The organism is Massilia eburnea (genome assembly GCF_009720745.1).
Taxonomy (GTDB): domain Bacteria; phylum Pseudomonadota; class Gammaproteobacteria; order Burkholderiales; family Burkholderiaceae_D; genus Rugamonas; species Rugamonas eburnea.
Genome location: NZ_WNKX01000002.1, coordinates 47,617 through 63,546, shown reverse-complemented (window position 1 = coordinate 63,546; position 15,930 = coordinate 47,617). Strand labels below are relative to the sequence as shown.

Annotated in this window: 16 protein-coding genes; 11 read left to right on the top strand and 5 right to left on the bottom strand. The window is 62.9% G+C overall.

Going from position 1 to position 15,930, the window contains the following annotated elements:
• Positions 1-6: 6 nt before the first annotated feature.
• The 3 genes from GM658_RS02750 to GM658_RS02740 are packed head-to-tail and all read left to right on the top strand — an operon-like array spanning position 7 to position 2,648.
• Positions 7-708 (top strand): sensor histidine kinase, encoded by a 702-nt coding sequence (locus GM658_RS02750; RefSeq protein ID WP_155452497.1) that lies wholly within the window; start codon positions 7-9, stop codon positions 706-708.
• Entirely contained in the window at positions 705-2,429 is a 1,725-nt protein-coding gene (locus GM658_RS02745) for a response regulator (protein WP_155452496.1), read from the top strand. The genes GM658_RS02750 and GM658_RS02745 overlap by 4 nt, the downstream gene beginning before the upstream one ends.
• 3 nt (positions 2,430-2,432) lie before the next feature.
• Complete coding sequence (locus GM658_RS02740) at positions 2,433-2,648, top strand: hypothetical protein (protein ID WP_155452495.1); 216 nt, start codon at positions 2,433-2,435, stop codon at positions 2,646-2,648.
• Here the strand turns inward: GM658_RS02740 and GM658_RS02735 are convergent.
• Both GM658_RS02735 and GM658_RS02730 read right to left on the bottom strand, forming a co-directional pair.
• A complete protein-coding gene (locus GM658_RS02735) occupies positions 2,645-3,295 on the bottom strand; it encodes a PhaM family polyhydroxyalkanoate granule multifunctional regulatory protein (protein ID WP_155452494.1) in 651 nt (216 codons plus the stop codon). The genes GM658_RS02740 and GM658_RS02735 overlap by 4 nt on opposite strands.
• Before the next feature lie 24 nt (positions 3,296-3,319).
• Complete coding sequence (locus GM658_RS02730) at positions 3,320-4,477, bottom strand: low temperature requirement protein A (protein WP_211841803.1); 1,158 nt, start codon at positions 4,475-4,477, stop codon at positions 3,320-3,322.
• A gap of 87 nt (positions 4,478-4,564) precedes the next feature.
• Between GM658_RS02730 and GM658_RS02725 the strand changes: the two genes are divergently transcribed.
• The 5 genes from GM658_RS02725 to GM658_RS02705 all read left to right on the top strand — a co-directional run bounded on the left by GM658_RS02725 (position 4,565) and on the right by GM658_RS02705 (position 11,424).
• A complete protein-coding gene (locus tag GM658_RS02725; RefSeq protein WP_155452493.1) occupies positions 4,565-5,665 on the top strand; it encodes a DUF3108 domain-containing protein in 1,101 nt (366 codons plus the stop codon).
• 10 nt (positions 5,666-5,675) lie between these two features.
• Positions 5,676-6,416 (top strand): DUF3108 domain-containing protein, encoded by a 741-nt coding sequence (locus GM658_RS02720; protein WP_155452492.1) that lies wholly within the window; start codon positions 5,676-5,678, stop codon positions 6,414-6,416.
• Between the two features lie 81 nt (positions 6,417-6,497).
• Positions 6,498-7,877 carry a hypothetical protein gene (locus GM658_RS02715; RefSeq protein WP_211841802.1) on the top strand — a complete coding sequence of 460 codons (1,380 nt, stop codon included), beginning with the start codon at positions 6,498-6,500 and terminating at the stop codon, positions 7,875-7,877.
• The gene (locus GM658_RS02710) at positions 7,870-8,601 is read left to right on the top strand and encodes a hypothetical protein (RefSeq protein WP_155452491.1); all 732 of its coding nucleotides are present in this window, start codon (positions 7,870-7,872) and stop codon (positions 8,599-8,601) included. Before GM658_RS02715 ends, GM658_RS02710 begins: the two co-directional genes overlap by 8 nt.
• A 3-nt stretch (positions 8,602-8,604) precedes the next feature.
• A complete protein-coding gene (locus GM658_RS02705) occupies positions 8,605-11,424 on the top strand; it encodes an ATP-binding protein (RefSeq protein ID WP_155452490.1) in 2,820 nt (939 codons plus the stop codon).
• On the opposite strand, the gene GM658_RS02700 is transcribed toward GM658_RS02705, so the two are convergent.
• Positions 11,421-11,612, bottom strand: a complete 192-nt coding sequence (locus GM658_RS02700; protein ID WP_155452489.1) for a YgaP family membrane protein — start codon at positions 11,610-11,612, stop codon at positions 11,421-11,423. The genes GM658_RS02705 and GM658_RS02700 overlap by 4 nt on opposite strands.
• Before the next feature lie 69 nt (positions 11,613-11,681).
• On the bottom strand, positions 11,682-12,173 hold the full coding sequence (locus GM658_RS02695; RefSeq protein WP_155452488.1) for a hypothetical protein: 492 nt from the start codon (positions 12,171-12,173) through the stop codon (positions 11,682-11,684).
• A gap of 235 nt (positions 12,174-12,408) precedes the next feature.
• On the opposite strand from GM658_RS02695, the gene GM658_RS28800 reads away from it, so the two are divergent.
• The 3 genes from GM658_RS28800 to GM658_RS02685 are packed head-to-tail and all read left to right on the top strand — an operon-like array spanning position 12,409 to position 15,315.
• Positions 12,409-12,831: a thiol-disulfide oxidoreductase DCC family protein gene (locus GM658_RS28800; protein ID WP_170298639.1), complete on the top strand. Its 423-nt coding sequence runs from the start codon at positions 12,409-12,411 to the stop codon at positions 12,829-12,831.
• Complete coding sequence (locus GM658_RS29640; RefSeq protein ID WP_308612798.1) at positions 12,821-13,879, top strand: DUF4166 domain-containing protein; 1,059 nt, start codon at positions 12,821-12,823, stop codon at positions 13,877-13,879. The genes GM658_RS28800 and GM658_RS29640 overlap by 11 nt, the downstream gene beginning before the upstream one ends.
• Entirely contained in the window at positions 13,876-15,315 is a 1,440-nt protein-coding gene (locus GM658_RS02685) for a TIGR01777 family oxidoreductase (RefSeq protein WP_155452487.1), read from the top strand. Before GM658_RS29640 ends, GM658_RS02685 begins: the two co-directional genes overlap by 4 nt.
• 91 nt (positions 15,316-15,406) lie before the next feature.
• Here GM658_RS02685 and GM658_RS02680 read toward each other — a convergent pair whose 3' ends face one another.
• The gene (locus GM658_RS02680; protein WP_155452486.1) at positions 15,407-15,928 is read right to left on the bottom strand and encodes a CcdC protein domain-containing protein; all 522 of its coding nucleotides are present in this window, start codon (positions 15,926-15,928) and stop codon (positions 15,407-15,409) included.
• Positions 15,929-15,930 lie beyond the last annotated feature (2 nt).

Here is a 15,930-nt window from a genome sequence, read left to right as displayed (position 1 = left end):
GAATCCATGGAAGACCGCGCCGGCTCGCCAGAGCTGTTCATGTTCCTCGCCTCCACGGTGCACGACATGAAGAATTCCATCAGCGTGCTGTCTGGCACACTGGAGAACCTGCTTGTGCAGGCCGGGGATTCCGCGCAAGACAACCCAGCCTACCCACAGATGGCGCACATGCTGTACCAGACCAAGCGCCTGAACGACCACCTGATCCAGCTACTTGCGCTCTACAAGCAAGTCGGCCGCCCCAATTACCCTTTCGATCCAACGCCAGTGCCGGTCAGCGAACTGGTGGAACAACTGGCAGCCCAGCAGCGCGTACTGCTGCAATCGAAAGGCATCCGCCTTGATACCGAATTCCCGCGCGAGCTGATTTGGACGCTGGACGAAGACCTGGTCCTGGGCCTGCTGGCGCACGCCGTCAACAACGCAGTACGTTACACGCGCGACCGCATTGCCCTGATCGTCAGCGAGCAGGATGGCTTCATGGAAGTGCGCGTGGAAGATAACGGCGCCGGCTTCCCGGCCAATATGCTGGAAGCGGGCAAGCTGCTGGGGCAGGGGATCAACTTCCTGACCAACAGCAGCGGGCTTGGCCTGTATTTCGCAAGCGAAGTCGCCAAGTCCCACAAGCATCGCCAGCGCCAGGGCAGCGTCGCGCTGGAGAACGGCGGCACACTGGGTGGCGGCTGCTTTATCCTGCGACTGCCATGAACGCGCCAGCCCTCACTCCGCCCGCAGCAGAGGTTCCGGAAAAGGCGCCAGGCGTCAACTGGGCCGAGAAACGCTACCTGATCGTCGACGACTTCGTTGGTGTGCGCCAGTTGCTGCGCGAAGCCCTGCGCAGCCTCGGCGCCCGCCATATCGACCAGGCCTCCAGCGGCGGCGAGGCAATGGGCCTGTTGGCGCGCGTGCAGTACGACGTGGTGCTGTGCGACTTCAATCTCGGCGACGGCAAGAACGGCCAGCATGTGCTGGAAGAAGCCCGCATCCGCAGCCTGCTGATGCCAAGCTGCGTGTGGCTGATGGTCTCCGCCGAAAAGAGCGTGGAAGCCGTGATGGGCGCGGCCGAACACCAGCCCGACGCTTACTTGCTCAAGCCGATCACCGAAGGCGTGCTGCTCACGCGCCTGAACCGCGCCTGGCAGCGCAAGCAGGTCTTCCAGGAGATCGACGAAGCGTATCTGCAGAAAGACTACCTGCGCGCAGCAAGGCTGTGCAGCGAAGCCGCAGCGGGCAACAAGCTGCACGGACTGGACCTGCAGCGCATGCGTGCCATATTGCTGCTGAAGGCGGGCGAGCCCGAGCAAGCGCGCCAGGTCTACGAAAAAGTGCTGCAGGAGCGCGACTACAACTGGGCCCGCACCGGCGTCGGCAAAATCCGCATGGCCAACGGCGACAACGAAGCGGCGCGCCAGATGTTTGCTGGCGTGATCGCCGAGAACCGTTTCTATCTTGATGCTTATGACCAGCTGGCGAAGTCACTGCAAAACATGGGCCGCGTCGAAGAGTCGTGCGAAGTGCTGGAACGCGCCGCCAAGATGTCGCCCAACTCGGTGCCGCGCCAGCGCGCGCTGGGCACGGCCGCTCTCAAGCTGGGGAATATCGCACTTGCCGAGCGGGCCTTCCGCAAATGCCTGCAGGTCGGCGAATACTCCATCATGAAAACTGTGGACGCCTATTTGGGCCTGGCGCGTGTGCTGGGCCAGAAGAACGACGCCAAGGAAGCCATGCTTCTGCTGGCCGCCGTACAGCGCGACTTTTCGGGCCGGCTGGTGGAGCTGCGCACCAAGATCACCGAAGGCCTGGTCTACCACGAGAGCGGCGACTACCGCCGCGCGCGCAAGTCAGGCGACGAACTGGAAGAAATGCTCAAGGAAGACAGCGCGCGCCCCGACACTTCCACCTGCCTGGAAATGGCCACGCTGCTGTTCGCCGTCGGCGTCAAAGACGCACCCGTCGAGCTGCTGTGCTACGTGGTGCGCAACAACGACGAGAACACGGTAATCCATGACGAAGTGCAGCGCATCTTCGAAAAAGCCCGGATGGGCGAAGAAGGCACAGCCCTGATCAACGCGGCGCGCCGCGACGCATCGGAGATGATGAACAAGGGGGTACTGCTATGGAAGTCCAACAAGCTCGATGACGCCGTGGCCTGGATGCGTGAAGCGCGCCGCAGCCTGCCGGACAATATGCGCATCCTGTTCAACTCCGCCCAGATCCTGATCTCCCACATGCAGGCCAGGGGCTACGATGAATCCCTGATGAACGAAGCAAACGAAGTATTGATGCACGTTGACCGGATCGCGCCGGGCCAGCAGCGCTTTGCCCAGCTGATCGAGCAGTTGCAGAAGTTGATTCCCGGCCGTATGTCGGCGGAAGAAATCGAAGCCGAGCTGACGGCCGCCATGAACGATGACCACGACAAGGAGTGATCCATGCGCGATATCGCCAAAGAGGTCTACAACAAGATGAAAGTGGGGGCTGCTGCCTGGATTCGCCCGGTCAGCGCCAAGGGCGACACGATTCAATCCTTCCAGTCTGCGCACGATGCGGCCAGGGCGCTGGAAGACGAAGGCCTGATCAACATCATGAAGGTGCAGCGCGACGAGGATGGCCTGATCGAAGCCATCCGCATCCAGAAACTCAATTAGGGTTTTGGCGGCGCTTTAGGCGCGCGCTTGGCCGCAGGCTTGCGTGCTGCCGGTTTGGCGGCAGGCTTGCCGTTGTCGTGCGCCGCGCCGTTCTTGGCATCGGCGGCTGGCTTGGCGATCGGGTCGGTCGCCATGGCCGTGTTGACGGCTTGCGTGAACTGTTCCTGCAGCAGGTTCCACCAGGCGGCCGGATTGGCCATCTGGTTGGCGGCGGCGCTGGCCGCATCGCCCGCCGGCTTGCCGTCGGCAGCCGGCTTGGCATCGGGTTTGGCTTCCGGCTTGACTGCTTCGGCAGGCTTGGCCTCCTTCGGCTTGCCCACGTTGGCAAACGGATCGTGATGCGGCGGCTGCTGGACGGCGGCAGCCAGCGACTGGCCCATCGACTTCAGCGCCGCGATGGTGCCGCGCTGTACTTCCAGCGCCTGGATGCTCGAGCGCAGCATGGTGGCGTTCAGGTTGAGCCAGGACTCGACGGCCTTGAGCTCACTGATTTTCTTGTCCAGGTCATCCATCGACAACGTCGGCGCAGCGATGCCGGGAATGCCGATGCCAGGCACGCCCATGCTGCCCCACAGGGATTTGACGAAGTCCAGCGTATCCGTCATCACTGCAGCGCCGGGAATGTGAGGCATTTGTGGATTGGTCATATCGGGTCTCCGAGGGTTGGATGTTTAGCGTAGCACACAGCTCTCCCACACAGCAACGAAGAGCAGCACCAGGACGCAGCCAATGGTAGCCAGCAGAGGTGACAGCGGCATGACCACGGCCAGTGCGCCCAGCACCAGCAGCAGGCCAATGCCGATCAGGTGCGACAGCGGCGGCCAGGCGCGCGTATGCGCCAGCCACTTGAAGAGCGCCAGGCCGCTGAGGAAGATCAGCGGGCCGCCGACGATGGCCGCCATCGCGGCCGGATTGCCGGAATAGGGATGGCTCAGCACCAGTTCATCGCCCACCGCACCGACGATCACGCCGGCCACGATCGGGATATGCAGGTAGGTGTAGTTGTTGCGCGCATGGCGTCCCGGGGTTTGCGAATGCACGATGCGGTGGTGGCCCTGTTCCAGGCCATGGTCGAAGTACAGCCACCACATCAGGATCGAACCCAGCACGGCAAGCAGGAATGCGAACACGGTGACGGTATCGAAGTGCAGGTCGGCGAAAGTGGCTCCGGTAACCAGCAGCGACTCGCCCAGCGCGATGATGACAAACAGGGCGCAGCGTTCGGCCATATGGCTGCCGTCCACGTTCCAGTCAGCCAGGGTAGAGCGGCCCAGGCCTGGCACGAAATAGAACAGCATGGGCGCCGCCAGGTCCACCGCCAGGGCGGCCAGCCACCAGGCTATGCGCGATTCCGGCGCGGACAGTCCGCCTGCCACCCACAGCAAACCGCTGCCGCCAATCCAGACGTTGATGCGCATGAAATTGCGGCGCAAGGAGATGCCGTCCTCGCCGCGGCAGGCGGCCAGCATGGCCAGGGTGCGGCCGGACTGCTGCAGCATGATCGAGGCGCCGAACAGCCAGCCCAGGTCCGAGAAGGCACGCGGAATCGACACCGACATCAGCAGGCCCGCCACCAGCAGGGCAAACAGGGCGGCGCGAACCGTTTTCTTTTCCGGGTCAAACCAGTTGGTGGCCCACACCGTATAGATCCACACCCACCACGTGGCCATGAACAGCAGGCCGACCTGCAGCGCGCCTTCCGCATCGAGCTTTTTCAGCAGCGTATGGGACAGCTGGGTCACGGCAAACACAAACACGAGATCGAAAAACAGTTCGACCATGCCGACCTTGCCGGAATCGGCGTGGCCGCGCTGGCGCAAAAGGGACATCAAAGCTCCTTAACAAAATATCCAGCAAATTATGCCATTGCAGCTGCTGTCAGCGGAAACCGTGCCCGGCACGTTAAACTATCGACTATGACGATTGTTACTTTTCCCCGCCACCGCCGCCGCGTTGTTGCCATTTGCGCCGCCACGGTGGCGCTGCATTTCGTGACGATCAACTGGGTCAGCGGCCGTATCGGCGCTTCGGAGCGCGAGCATGACGAAGAAAAAGACATCATCAAGGCGGAGCTGCGCCTGGCCCCGCCGCCTGCACCGCCTGAAGTGAAGCCGGCCGAGGCGCCGCCCAAACCCAAGCCAAAGCCAAAGCCGCGCAAGGCGCCGAAACCTCCCGAGCCGGCGCCGCCGCCTCCCGATACCGCCGTTGCCGAGACGGGCGCTGGCGAGCCAGCGCCGGCGGCGCCCGCAGAACCGGAAACGCCGGCCGCGGCCAGCCAGGCGGACGCCGCACCTGCGCCGGCCGCAGTAGAATCGCCGCAACCGCCGCCCGCGGCGCCGGCAGAGACGCAAGCAAAATGGAAAGTTGCGTTGCCGCCGTCCGCCAAATTGGAGCTGGACGTCAAGCGCAAGGATGCCGACGGCACCAAATGGAGCGGCTCCGCCAGCATCGTCTGGCAGCAGGATGGCGCCAGCTACAAGGTGACGCAGGAAGCCGGGGTGACGATCGTGTTCGCGCGCGTCAACCTCATGCAAGTGAGCAGTGAAGGCACGATCAACGAGTCCGGCATCGCGCCGACCACGTTCAACGAAAAGCGCCGCAACCGTTCCGCCACGGCGACCCACTTCAACCAGCAGGAGCAGAAGATCACATTTTCCGCCAGCGAACGCACCATCCCGCTGGCGCCAGGCGCCCAGGACCGCGCCACCGTGGTGTTCCAGCTGGCCGCCATCGGCCGCGCCGACGTGAACCAGTACGGCAAGGAGATGGACATCCTCGTCGGCGAAGACCGCGACGCGGTGGTATACCGCTTCCAGCTGGTCGGCGAAGACGAACTGGAAACAGAGATGGGCAAGCTGGTGACCTGGCACCTGACCCGCCCGCCGAAACCCGGCAGCTACAACTCACGGCTGGATTTCTGGATCGCGCCGAGCCTGGACTGGTATCCGGTGCAGATCCGCGTTACGGAAGGCAATGGCTCCGTCACCACACAAACTGTCACCCGCATTAGCAAGTAAGGAAAAAGATATGCGCCGCACCTTGATGATTCTCGCACTCGCCGCAGCCAGCGCAGTTGCCAGCGCAAAGCCGGCCGACTACCCGGTCGCCAAGCGCGCCACCAGCCTGCCGCCGGCAGCCGACCTGACGTACACGGTCAAAGGCAGTACCCACGGCATCCCCCTGATGGGGACAGGGATAATCAGCTGGAGCCACGGCGACGGCCAATACGCCCTGCATACCGAAGCGCGTTCCGGCCTGTTCGGCAAAGTGGTCGACCAGCGCAGCGACGGCCTGGTGGACGAATACGGCCTGGCCCCGGTCACCTATTATGAAAAGCGCATCCGCAAGGACCCGACCACCACCCGCTTCGATCGCAACGGGCATCAGATCGAGTTCGAAGACGGCAAGAACACCCACGCTATCCGCGGCGGCGAGCAAGACCGCAGCAGCGTGACCTGGCAGCTGGCCATCCTGGCCCGCGCCACCCCGGATAAATTCACACCCGGCAGTGAATGGACCTTCTACGTGGCCGGCCGCAAAGAGGGCGCCCCATGGACTTTCCGCGTCATCGGCAACGAAACCATGGAAAGCAGTGGCCTGGGCGACATCAGGGTGCTGCACTTCACCCGCAAGCCGGTCGCCGGCAACGACCAGGACGTCGACGTCTGGCTGGCCCCGGGCCTGGACTGGTACCCGGCCCGCATCCTGTTCAAGGAAGAAAACGGTGATTCTTTCGAGCAAGTCCTAGAGAAAGTCAACCGAAAATAGCCACACTCAGCCTGTTATACTGGCGGACTTAAAAAAAGGGGTACGTCCCCTTTTTCTGTTTTGGCTGTGCGATGGAGTGTAATGATTGACTTAATGGCAAGTGCGGCCCTGGCCGACACCAACCCGACTGAGCAAGAGCAGCAGGATGCCCTGCAGGCCCACTTCCAGCCCCACATTTCCGCCGACGAGATCGAGCAGGTCTACCACCTGAAGCGCGCCCAGCCGCTGTTGCAGGTGTTCACGGCCCTGTTCCATGGCGGCTTCGAGGGGGTGCTGGTGCGCCTGCTCGTTCTGCGCGAACTTGCCAATGATACAACTTCGTCCGCGTTTTCGCGGGCGGATATCAACACGCGCCTGGCCTACCTGCTGCCGGAGAGCCTGGAGACGGTGCTGAACCGCTTGCGTTCCAACGGCCTGCTGGCCTGGGATGCGCAGCAATCCGTCTACCGCGTGACGCCGATGGCGCGCAATGTGCTGGCTTCCATCGACAGCCTGCTGGCCCTGGCCGCACCCGAAGACGACGATGCCGAAATGGGCTTCCTGCTGTCGCAGGTGGCCGGCGCCCAAGCCGTGGGCGGCGTGACCACCGAGCAGTTGCAGCATTTGCTGGGCCGCCTGGTTGATTTGACCGAAGAATTCCGCGACGCCATCGCGTCCGGATCCGAATTCCGCCTGCGCGAGTCGCAGGCAAAGTGGCACCAGGCCTGCGATTGGGTCGAAAAGGGCTCCGAGATCCTGCGTGCCATCACCACCGATGAAAATGCGGACAGCGCCACCCACCGCGCCGCGCAGGCGATCGGCCGCGCCCAGTCGCAGCTGCTGAATATGCAGGGCATGTTCTCGCGCGCGCTGAACCAGATCGAGCGCCAGCGCGTACACCTGGGGCAGTCCGGCCTTTCCACTACCGACATCAAACGCTGGCTGCTGGCGCATGAGGACCTGTCCTCGCTGGCGCAAGATGCGATCGACCAACCGGTGAAACCGCTGTTCATCACGCCTGCCGAGATGATCGACGTCGCCGAGACAGAATTAATGACAGAACGTGCCAATAACAATGGGCTCAATAGCCTGCCTGCCGGCCAGGATGCGCCGACCACGATCAACGACAGCCCTGCGATGCAGAAGGAGCTGGACGACTGGCTGGCCCGCTTGTCCGACTTCGCGCAGCTGAACAACTTCCCGTCCGTGGCCGAGGAATCGCCGCGCGAAGTGAAGGTGCATGAAGCGCTGCTGCCGGCGTCCTTTGCCCTGGCGTCCTACCGCGCTTCCATGCTGCCGCTGCTGGGCGACGAGGCCGAAGCGTCGATGCAGGGCACGACCGCCGACCTGGCCCGCCTGCCGGTGCGCTTCGCGCCGCAGGATGAAATGGTGCAGCTGCCGGACCTGGAGATTGCCGCCATGTCCCTGGCCGCGCTCACCCTCGAATTAGACAAGAAAGAAAGCGGCAAGTCCGATGAGTGACGATTCCCAAATCCTGATCGCGCGCCTGATGGCGCACCAGACCCTGCGCCGCGACGACAAGATGATCAAGCGCGCGCTGTCGGACGAATTGTTCCGCGCCGAAGTCGATGCGCGCCTGGCGGCCTGCGGCATGAAGCTGCTCGATAACGTTTACGCCGACCACGTGACCCTGGCCCTGCAGCGCAATATCGAACCGAAGGTGTTCGGCGCAAAGGACACCTGGCAAAACAATAATTTCGGCTTGGCGCGCGATGGCGTGGCCTTGCTGGTAGTGCTGTGGGCGCTGATCATCCTGCCCAAGCGCGAACGCCAGGAAACCCACCAGGCGGCGGACGATGACCAGAACGATATGTTCGGCACCGAGAAGCCGGTGCCGCGCGCGGAAGACACTTCCATTGGCATCCCGTACAAGGCCCTGCTGGCCGACTTCGGCGACAAGCTGGGTAAGAAGACCCGCATGGACATGAACCTCGGCATCCTGGGCAAGCTCGGTTTCATCGAGCGCCGCGGCGAGATCATCGTCGAAGGCCCGCTGCTCGACCTGCTGATGGATACCGACCTGCTGAAAGAGCGCATCATCAACGGCGCCCTGGCCGACGTGTTCAAACGCGCGCCTGCGCAGATCGTGCACATCCCGCGCGAAGTGCTGGCTGCCGCCAACGATGCCGCGCCCGACGAAGCGGCTCCTGAAACTGCGCCTGAAGAAACCCCAACGGAAGAATAATCGATGTTCCAAATTAAATCCCTTGAGCTGGTCCACTGGGACTACTGGCAGCGCATCAAGAACATTCCGCTGGATGCCAAGATCATCACCATCGCGGGCCAGAACGGCTCCGGCAAGACCACCTTGCTGGATGCGCTGCGCACGCTGTTCGGCCTCGATTGCTCGATGGGCCGCACCTACAAGCACTACGCCCGCCACAGCGGCCAGCAGACTGCCTGGCTGCGCGCCGTGGTGGACAACAAGCCGCAGGGCAAGCAGCTCTCCAACCGCCCGTTCCGCAGCAGCGGTTTCTTCGCCGAAGACGAAGTGACGCTGTTCTGCCAGATCCAGAAAAACGGCGGCGACTGGAAGCGCCAGTACCTGATGCGCCCTGGGAATGTGGACATCGAAGAAGTCACCGAAGCGAACGACTGGCTTGGCGTTGAGAACTACCGCAAGCGCCTGGCCAACGCCGGCCTGTCGCAAGCCATGTCCAAAGTGCTGGCGCTGGAGCAGGGCGAAACCGACAAGCTGTGCGAATACGCGCCGCGCCAGTTGCTGGACCTGGTGTTCCAGGTGTTCGGCGACAAGGAAGTGCTGGATGCCTACGACGAAGCCAAGCGCCACCAGCGCGACACCGAGGAAGAACTGAAGCGCTTCGAAGCCGAACTGGAAGGTTCCAAGACCAACCTGGAAGGCTTGCGCCTGCGCGTCGCCAACTACCACCAGTGGGAAACGCTGCACAAGGAACGCCGCAACCTGCAGGAAGAAGTGCTGCCGTCGCTGGAATACCATGAGGCGCGCGAGAAGTCTGCCAACATCAGCCGCCAACTGCGCGAAGCGCGCAAGCCGCTGGCGCAAGCCGACCAAGTGCTGGCCGACAAGCGCAATGAAGTCGCCAAACAGGCCAAGGCCCTGCAGGACGCGCAGCAGCAGGAAACCCTGCTGGAACAGGAGCAGACCGCGCTGACTTCGCGCCTGAACCACATTAACGGCAAACTGAAGCCCCTGGAATCGTTGGCGGAGCAGAAGTCCCGCCTGCAGAAGCTGGCCGCCGAATCGGGCGCCGACGTAGCCGATGCAGCCGCGCAGCTCGAAACGAAGGAAACCGAGCTGCTGAAACTGCGCTCGCAGCGCGACGCGGTATCCAACCGCATCGCGCAGGACAAGGCCACCATCAACGCGCTGTCGGGCAAGACCGCCATGCCGGAGCCGGACAATGTGCGCGCCATGCGCCGCGCGCTGAACGATGCGGGCATCCCGCACGCCATGCTGTCGGATATTGTCGAAGTGACCGATCCGAAATGGCAGGGAGCGGTTGAAGGTGTGCTGGGCGGCTATGCTTCCGTGGTGCTGCTGGAGCGCTCGTCCGACGCTTCGGCCGCCTACCGGCTGGCGGAGAAGGAACGCTATCGCCACTTCATCGTACCGGATTGCGTGAAGGCGCACGAACCGAAGAACCAAAGCCTGCTGTCGGTGGTGAAGTTCAGCGGCCTGGCGCCGGAATGGCTGATCGACCAGCTGTCGCGCATCACCCGCGTCGAGTCGGTGGAAGACGGCGCAAAGCTGGGCAATATCGAAGAATGGATCACGCCTGAGGCCTACCACAAGGAACGCCGCGGCGGCCGCTCGCTATTCGTGGAAGCATCGCGCTACCGCTTCGGCTCCGCCGGCAAGACTTCGCGTATGGATGCGATTCAGAAGAACCTGCCGAACCTGGAAGCCGAGGAAGACAAGTACACGCTGCAGATTTCCAAGCTGGCCTCCGAAACCTCCGCGCTGAAAGCCCGCCTGGCCGGCGTGGACGCGGTGAAGGAGCTGTCCGCCCGCACCGAGGAATTCGATGAAGCCGCGCGCTCCGCCGTGCCGCTGCGTGCCGAGCGCCTGGAAGTGGGTTCACGCCTGGGCGAACTGCAAGGCCTGATGAAGAACGCCACCGTAGCCCGCACCAAGGCCGACACCGCGTGGCAGAGCGCCCGCATGTCCTTGTCCGAAGCGGAAGCCGGCATGCGCCTGAATTTCAAGCGCCAGATGGAGCAGCGCTCCGACCACGCACGCGCCATGCTGGCGCTGCGCCGCCAATGGCGCCACCTGCCGGGTGCATGGCGCCGTCCAGCGCGCCGTCTGGCGCTGGTACAGCAGCACCAGAACGCGCATCAGGTCGACCTGCGTATCGCCAGCCTGCAGTCTTCGCTGGCGCGTGACGACTGGGAGCTGGATGCGACCGTGATCGACCAGTACGCACGCCTGAACGAGCAGCTGTCGAACCGTAAATCGGAAACCGAAGAACGCCGCTACCAGAACAACCGCGCGATCGAAGCGACCGCCAATGCGCGCGGCGCGTACATCGAGCGCCTGCGCTACACCATCAAGACCTATTCGCAGAACATCAAGGAATTGGGTGCGCTGGCCAATATCGACGTGCACGTCGAGCCGGTCAAGCTGGAGAACGACGACCTGCTGCTGTCGCAGGCCGGCCTGCAGGTACGCTTCAAGTTCGACGGCAAGGGCCCGATCGGCCTGAACGACGGCGAAGCGTCGGGCGGCCAGCAGGTGATGAAATCGCTGGTGCTGCTGATTGGTTTGCTGAAGTCGGAAGACGGTTCCGGCGGCTTCGTCTTCATCGACGAACCGTTTGCCCACCTGGACATCCGCAACATCCAGCTGGTCGGCGAGTTCCTGAAGAACACCGATGCGCAGTACCTGATGACGACGCCGCTGACCCACAACACGGACGTGTACGATCCTTCCGACCTCACGCTCATCACGAGCAAGAAGAAGAAAGACACCACCTGGGCGCAGCCGATCTTCGTGCTGCAGCGGCGCCAGGCGGCTGCGGCCTAGTCGCCGCTTGTGGTAATCCCGATGGCGCGATACAAGGGACAGAACTTGATCATGCCCGTCAGGAGCGGAACGACGCCGATCCAGCCCCACGGGCCGATGTAGCCAAGCAGGGTGGCCGCGATCAGGCCCACGCCGGCAGCTACGCGCAAGGCACGGTCCACCGTGCCGATATTCTCGATGATGGTCATGGCTTTCTCCTTTAACTGAAGACCAGTATGAAGAAAGCCATCTCCCGCCGGGAATGACCTAGATCAAATTCAGGCTGCTTCCTTGGAGCAGGCGCCCAGGATGGCGTCCAGCTCCTTCTTCAGCGCCAGTGCCACTGGCCGTCCGCGAATGCGGTTCACCATCTCAAAGAAGGTGATCCGCATCGCTTTCAAGTCTTCCAGCGTTTGCGCAGCTTCCAGCTTGGTCTGCAGGACTTGCCCACGCAGGCCTAAAGTCGGCTCGATCGTACGCGCATAGAAGTCGCGCGCTTGTTGATACTGCGCAGCGAGTTCCTGTTCGGTCGGCATGACCGGTGCCGCCTGCGGCGGTGGCGGCGCTTCGCCTTCTTCGATGAAACCTTGTGCCAGCAGTTCGGCCACGGCGCTCGCGTCGAGTCCAAGCCCCATTACCTTCGGCAACAGTTCTTCCATTGGATGGCGGCCATCAATCATCACCAGCAGGGTGCGCATCCGCGATTGCAGTCCGTATGTACGTGCAGCGATCTCTTCTCGGCCCTTGTCGGTCTTATTGTAAGTCGTCATAAGAATATTTCCTCATGGCAATCATTTCGTGTGAATTTAGAATACACGACCTTTAAGCAATTGACATCAGTCAAAATTTGGTCTTTAATTTCTGTAACGACAGAAATGAATGAAAAATAACATAAATCAACAACTATTCATTCTGAAAGCGATGGTTTGAGCTAGCTCAACGGTACAAATCGTGTCGCCACGCAAGTTCATGAAGTGTTGTATTTATAAGACAAGGACCACTGCAATGGCCGACCTGACTTTGTATTTCGATAGCGCCTGTCCGCTTTGCCGGCGCGAAATGAGCCGGCTGCGGCGCTGGGATCGCGCGGGGTGCCTGGCGTTTGTTGATATGTCGACGCCCGGTTTCGATCCCGCGCCTTTGGGCGTGACGCTGGCCGCCATGAACGCTGAACTGCACGGCTTGCGCGCCGATGGCGCCATGCTGGTAGGCACCGACGCCATTCTCGAGGCATATACGCTGGCCGGCCGCCGCTGGCTGGTCTGGCCGCTTCGCCTGCGCTTGCTGCGCCCCATGCTGGCATCGGCCTACCGCAGCCTGGCCCGCAACCGCTATCGCGTATCGCGCTGGATCGGCCTGGGCGCCGCGCATCAAGCCTGCAACGGCGACAGCTGCAAGATCTACTTCGGGGACCATCATGGAACGTAAATGGCTGGTGCGCTGGATGTACGCCAGCGCCGCCGCGCACCTCATCATCGGCCTGGCGCTGCCATGGGTCGCCAATGCCGCCGCGCTGGACTGGTACCACGCCTGGCTCGGCGCCCCGGCCTCGCGTCCGCTGCAAGCCTGGTGGCTGGCGCTGTTCGGCCCAACGATCCAATGCGTCGGCCTGTGGATGCTGGCCCTCGTATGGTTCGGCGACCAGCGCCGCGAGGCCGGCGCCTGGCTGTGGATTGCCGCCGGACTGCTGTTGTGGGGGCCGCAGGATATGATGGTTTCGCTGCGCGCCCATATCTGGCCAAACGTGTGGATCGATCTCGCCACCCTCGCACTGCTGCTGCCCGCCGCGTGGCGCCTGTACCGGATCGACGCTGCCTTCCATGCCAATGCCGAAACGCCGCCCATCGCCGGCGAAGGCGAGTTGTTCCGCAAGGTCCTCGGCAGCGAGTGGAGCAAGCTGCATCCGGATATCCAGCAGCGCTTTGCCAGGAATCCCGCGCCTGGCAAGCCGCTGCTGTACTACGGCAGCTTGTCCGAATTGCGTGCCTCTCCGGTTGGCAAGCTGATTGGTTTCGTCAGCAAGCCTTTCATCCAGGGCGCACTGATTCCTTACGACGACAGCGATTTTCCGGTCGACATCCGGGTCTATGGCAAGGAAGGCTCGGCGAACATTTACAAGCAGCGCATCTATATGCTGAACGGACGCAAGCCTATTCAATTCACGTCCTATATGGCGGAAGGCGAGCGTGGCGAGGTGCTGGAGTACGTGGGACTGGGCCTGGGCATGAAGCTCAAGCTGCACGTGGCGGAGGGCAACCTGCATTTCACCAGCGACGGGTACTTCTGGGACATCCTCGGATGGCGCATTCCCCTCCCAGGCATTGTCACGCCAGGCAAGACTTACCTACGCCATTGCAATGAAGCGCCCAACCGTTTCAACATCCGCATCGAAATCCGCCACGCCTTGTTCGGCACCACGTTCGTGCAGGCCGGCTTGTTCCACGAAAGGCGCAAGGCAGAGCAGGAGGCAGCATGAACACCCATTTGCTTGCGATGCAGCTGATGGCCGCCCAGGGCTGCCTTGGCGCATTCGACACCGTCTATCATCACGAACTTACGGAGGCGCTTCCACAGCGAGCCACCGCCCGGCGCGAGCTTGCCATCCATGCCGTGCGCGCCACGATCTACGGCGCGCTGTTTATCGGGCTGTCGGCCTGGGTGTGGCAGGGAGCCTGGACGTGGGTGCTGCTGGCGCTGTTCGGCATCGAGATCGTCCTCACGCTATGGGATTTCGTAGTGGAAGACCAGACCCGCCTGCTGCCGGCAAGCGAGCGCGTAACGCACACCGTGCTGGCAATTAACGGCGGCGCCTTCATTTGCCTGCTATTGCTTGGCGCGCCCGCAGCACTGGCCGAACCGCCCGGCTTCCAGTACGCACCGCAAGGCTGGCTGAGCGTCTTCCTCGCATTGTGCGGCGTGGGCGTGTTTGCCTCCGGCATGCGCGACGCATTTGCAGCGCGCGCCTTGCCGCCAGCCGCAATGGAACCCGTGCACTTCGACGGCGGGCCGCAAACGGTGCTGGTCACGGGCGCCACTGGATTCATTGGCCGTTCCCTGGTGCCGGCCTTGCTTGCCAGCGGCCACCGGGTCATCGTTCTCTCGCGCGAACCGCGCAAAGCGGCCTGGGAGTACGGCGGGGCCGTGCGTGCCGTTGCCAGCATGTGCGACCTGGCGCCGGCGGAAAGCGTCGACGTGATTATCAACCTCGCCGGCGCCCGCATCCTCGGCTGGCGCTGGAGCGAGCGCCGCAAGGCCGTGCTGCGCGGCAGCCGCGCCGGACTCACCAAAGACGTAGTGGACTGGATCGCGAAGGCAGGGCGCAAACCGCGCCTGATGATCAATGCTTCCGCAATCGGCTATTACGGCATTCAACCGCAGGGCAGTGAACAAGTGCTGAATGAAGCCAGCCCGCCGCAAGCCATCTTCATGTCGCAGCTCTGCCAGGAATGGGAGGCCGCCGCCAGCCGCGCACGCGAGTATGGCGTTCCGGTCGCGCTGGCGCGCTTCGGCGTCGTCTTCGGCCACGGCGGCGCGCTGCCAGGCATGCTGCTGCCGTTCAGGTTGGGATTTGGTGGCAGGATGGGGACGGGGCGCCAACGCAATTCATGGATCCACCTCTACGACTTGCTCGCCGCAATGGCGCACGTATGGCGCCTGGGCGCGCAAGCCGACGGCGCTTGGAATTTCACCGCACCCCAGCACCCCACGCAACTGGAATTTGCCAAATCTGCCGCAGCGGCCCTGCGCCGGCCCAGCCTGATGCCAGCGCCAGCCTGGCCAGTACAGCTGCTGCTCGGCGAACAATCGGCCCTGCTGCTGGAAGGTGCCGCCATCGCCCCCGCGCGCCTGCTCGCCAGCGGCTTTACCTTCCGCTTCCCGACAGTAGAAAAAGCACTGTCTGATCTGGTTTGAAAGTCGGGGTCACAGAAAAAGGGGACGTACCCCTTTAAAAGAGGCCTACCCTTTTAAAGGGGTACGTCCCCTTTTTCTGTGACCCCGACTTTTATTCTTGCGGCTTCTGTGCCATGTGCCAGCGCAGCAGGCCGATGGAGTAGGCGGTGAGGTAGCCGATCAGCAGGCCGAAGGGAATCACGGTCAGCGGGTGCTGCATGACTTCGGCCTGGTTGATGATGTGCGGGTGTTCGGATTGGCGGTTGGCGTAGAACTCGACGCCGATCTGCAGCACGCGGGCTACAAACAGCATGCTCACCAGGATGGCGGTGCGGCTCGGCGGCGTGAAGTACAGCTTGAGGCCGACAGTTTCGAACCGGGTCTTCCTGAGCGCGAAGAAGGCCATCCAGGCGCCGGCAATCACGGCGGCGGCCATCATCGACAGGGCCGGAATATTGGCCAGCATCGACTGGCCGGCCGCCAGCAACAGGATCGGCAGGCCGGCTGCCGCCACCCAGTGCCGCCACGCGACCGATTCCTGGCGGCGGAACACCAGCTTCAGGCGCGAATAAACGCGCCAGAACAGGGTCGGAACGAGGATCAGCAGGACGACGGTAGTGACAGTCAGTTGCATGG

Bases quoted from the DNA above. Each gene is read 5' to 3' on its own strand.
- GM658_RS02750 (WP_155452497.1), top strand. From the start codon at position 7: ATGGAAGACCGCGCCGGCTCGCCAGAGCTGTTCATGTTCCTCGCCTCC.
- GM658_RS02745 (WP_155452496.1), top strand. From the start codon at position 705: ATGAACGCGCCAGCCCTCACTCCGCCCGCAGCAGAGGTTCCGGAAAAG.
- GM658_RS02740 (WP_155452495.1), top strand. From the start codon at position 2,433: ATGCGCGATATCGCCAAAGAGGTCTACAACAAGATGAAAGTGGGGGCT.
- GM658_RS02735 (WP_155452494.1), bottom strand. From the start codon at position 3,295: ATGACCAATCCACAAATGCCTCACATTCCCGGCGCTGCAGTGATGACG.
- GM658_RS02730 (WP_211841803.1), bottom strand. From the start codon at position 4,477: ATGTCCCTTTTGCGCCAGCGCGGCCACGCCGATTCCGGCAAGGTCGGC.
- GM658_RS02725 (WP_155452493.1), top strand. From the start codon at position 4,565: ATGACGATTGTTACTTTTCCCCGCCACCGCCGCCGCGTTGTTGCCATT.
- GM658_RS02720 (WP_155452492.1), top strand. From the start codon at position 5,676: ATGCGCCGCACCTTGATGATTCTCGCACTCGCCGCAGCCAGCGCAGTT.
- GM658_RS02715 (WP_211841802.1), top strand. From the start codon at position 6,498: ATGATTGACTTAATGGCAAGTGCGGCCCTGGCCGACACCAACCCGACT.
- GM658_RS02710 (WP_155452491.1), top strand. From the start codon at position 7,870: ATGAGTGACGATTCCCAAATCCTGATCGCGCGCCTGATGGCGCACCAG.
- GM658_RS02705 (WP_155452490.1), top strand. From the start codon at position 8,605: ATGTTCCAAATTAAATCCCTTGAGCTGGTCCACTGGGACTACTGGCAG.
- GM658_RS02700 (WP_155452489.1), bottom strand. From the start codon at position 11,612: ATGACCATCATCGAGAATATCGGCACGGTGGACCGTGCCTTGCGCGTA.
- GM658_RS02695 (WP_155452488.1), bottom strand. From the start codon at position 12,173: ATGACGACTTACAATAAGACCGACAAGGGCCGAGAAGAGATCGCTGCA.
- GM658_RS28800 (WP_170298639.1), top strand. From the start codon at position 12,409: ATGGCCGACCTGACTTTGTATTTCGATAGCGCCTGTCCGCTTTGCCGG.
- GM658_RS29640 (WP_308612798.1), top strand. From the start codon at position 12,821: ATGGAACGTAAATGGCTGGTGCGCTGGATGTACGCCAGCGCCGCCGCG.
- GM658_RS02685 (WP_155452487.1), top strand. From the start codon at position 13,876: ATGAACACCCATTTGCTTGCGATGCAGCTGATGGCCGCCCAGGGCTGC.
- GM658_RS02680 (WP_155452486.1), bottom strand. From the start codon at position 15,928: ATGCAACTGACTGTCACTACCGTCGTCCTGCTGATCCTCGTTCCGACC.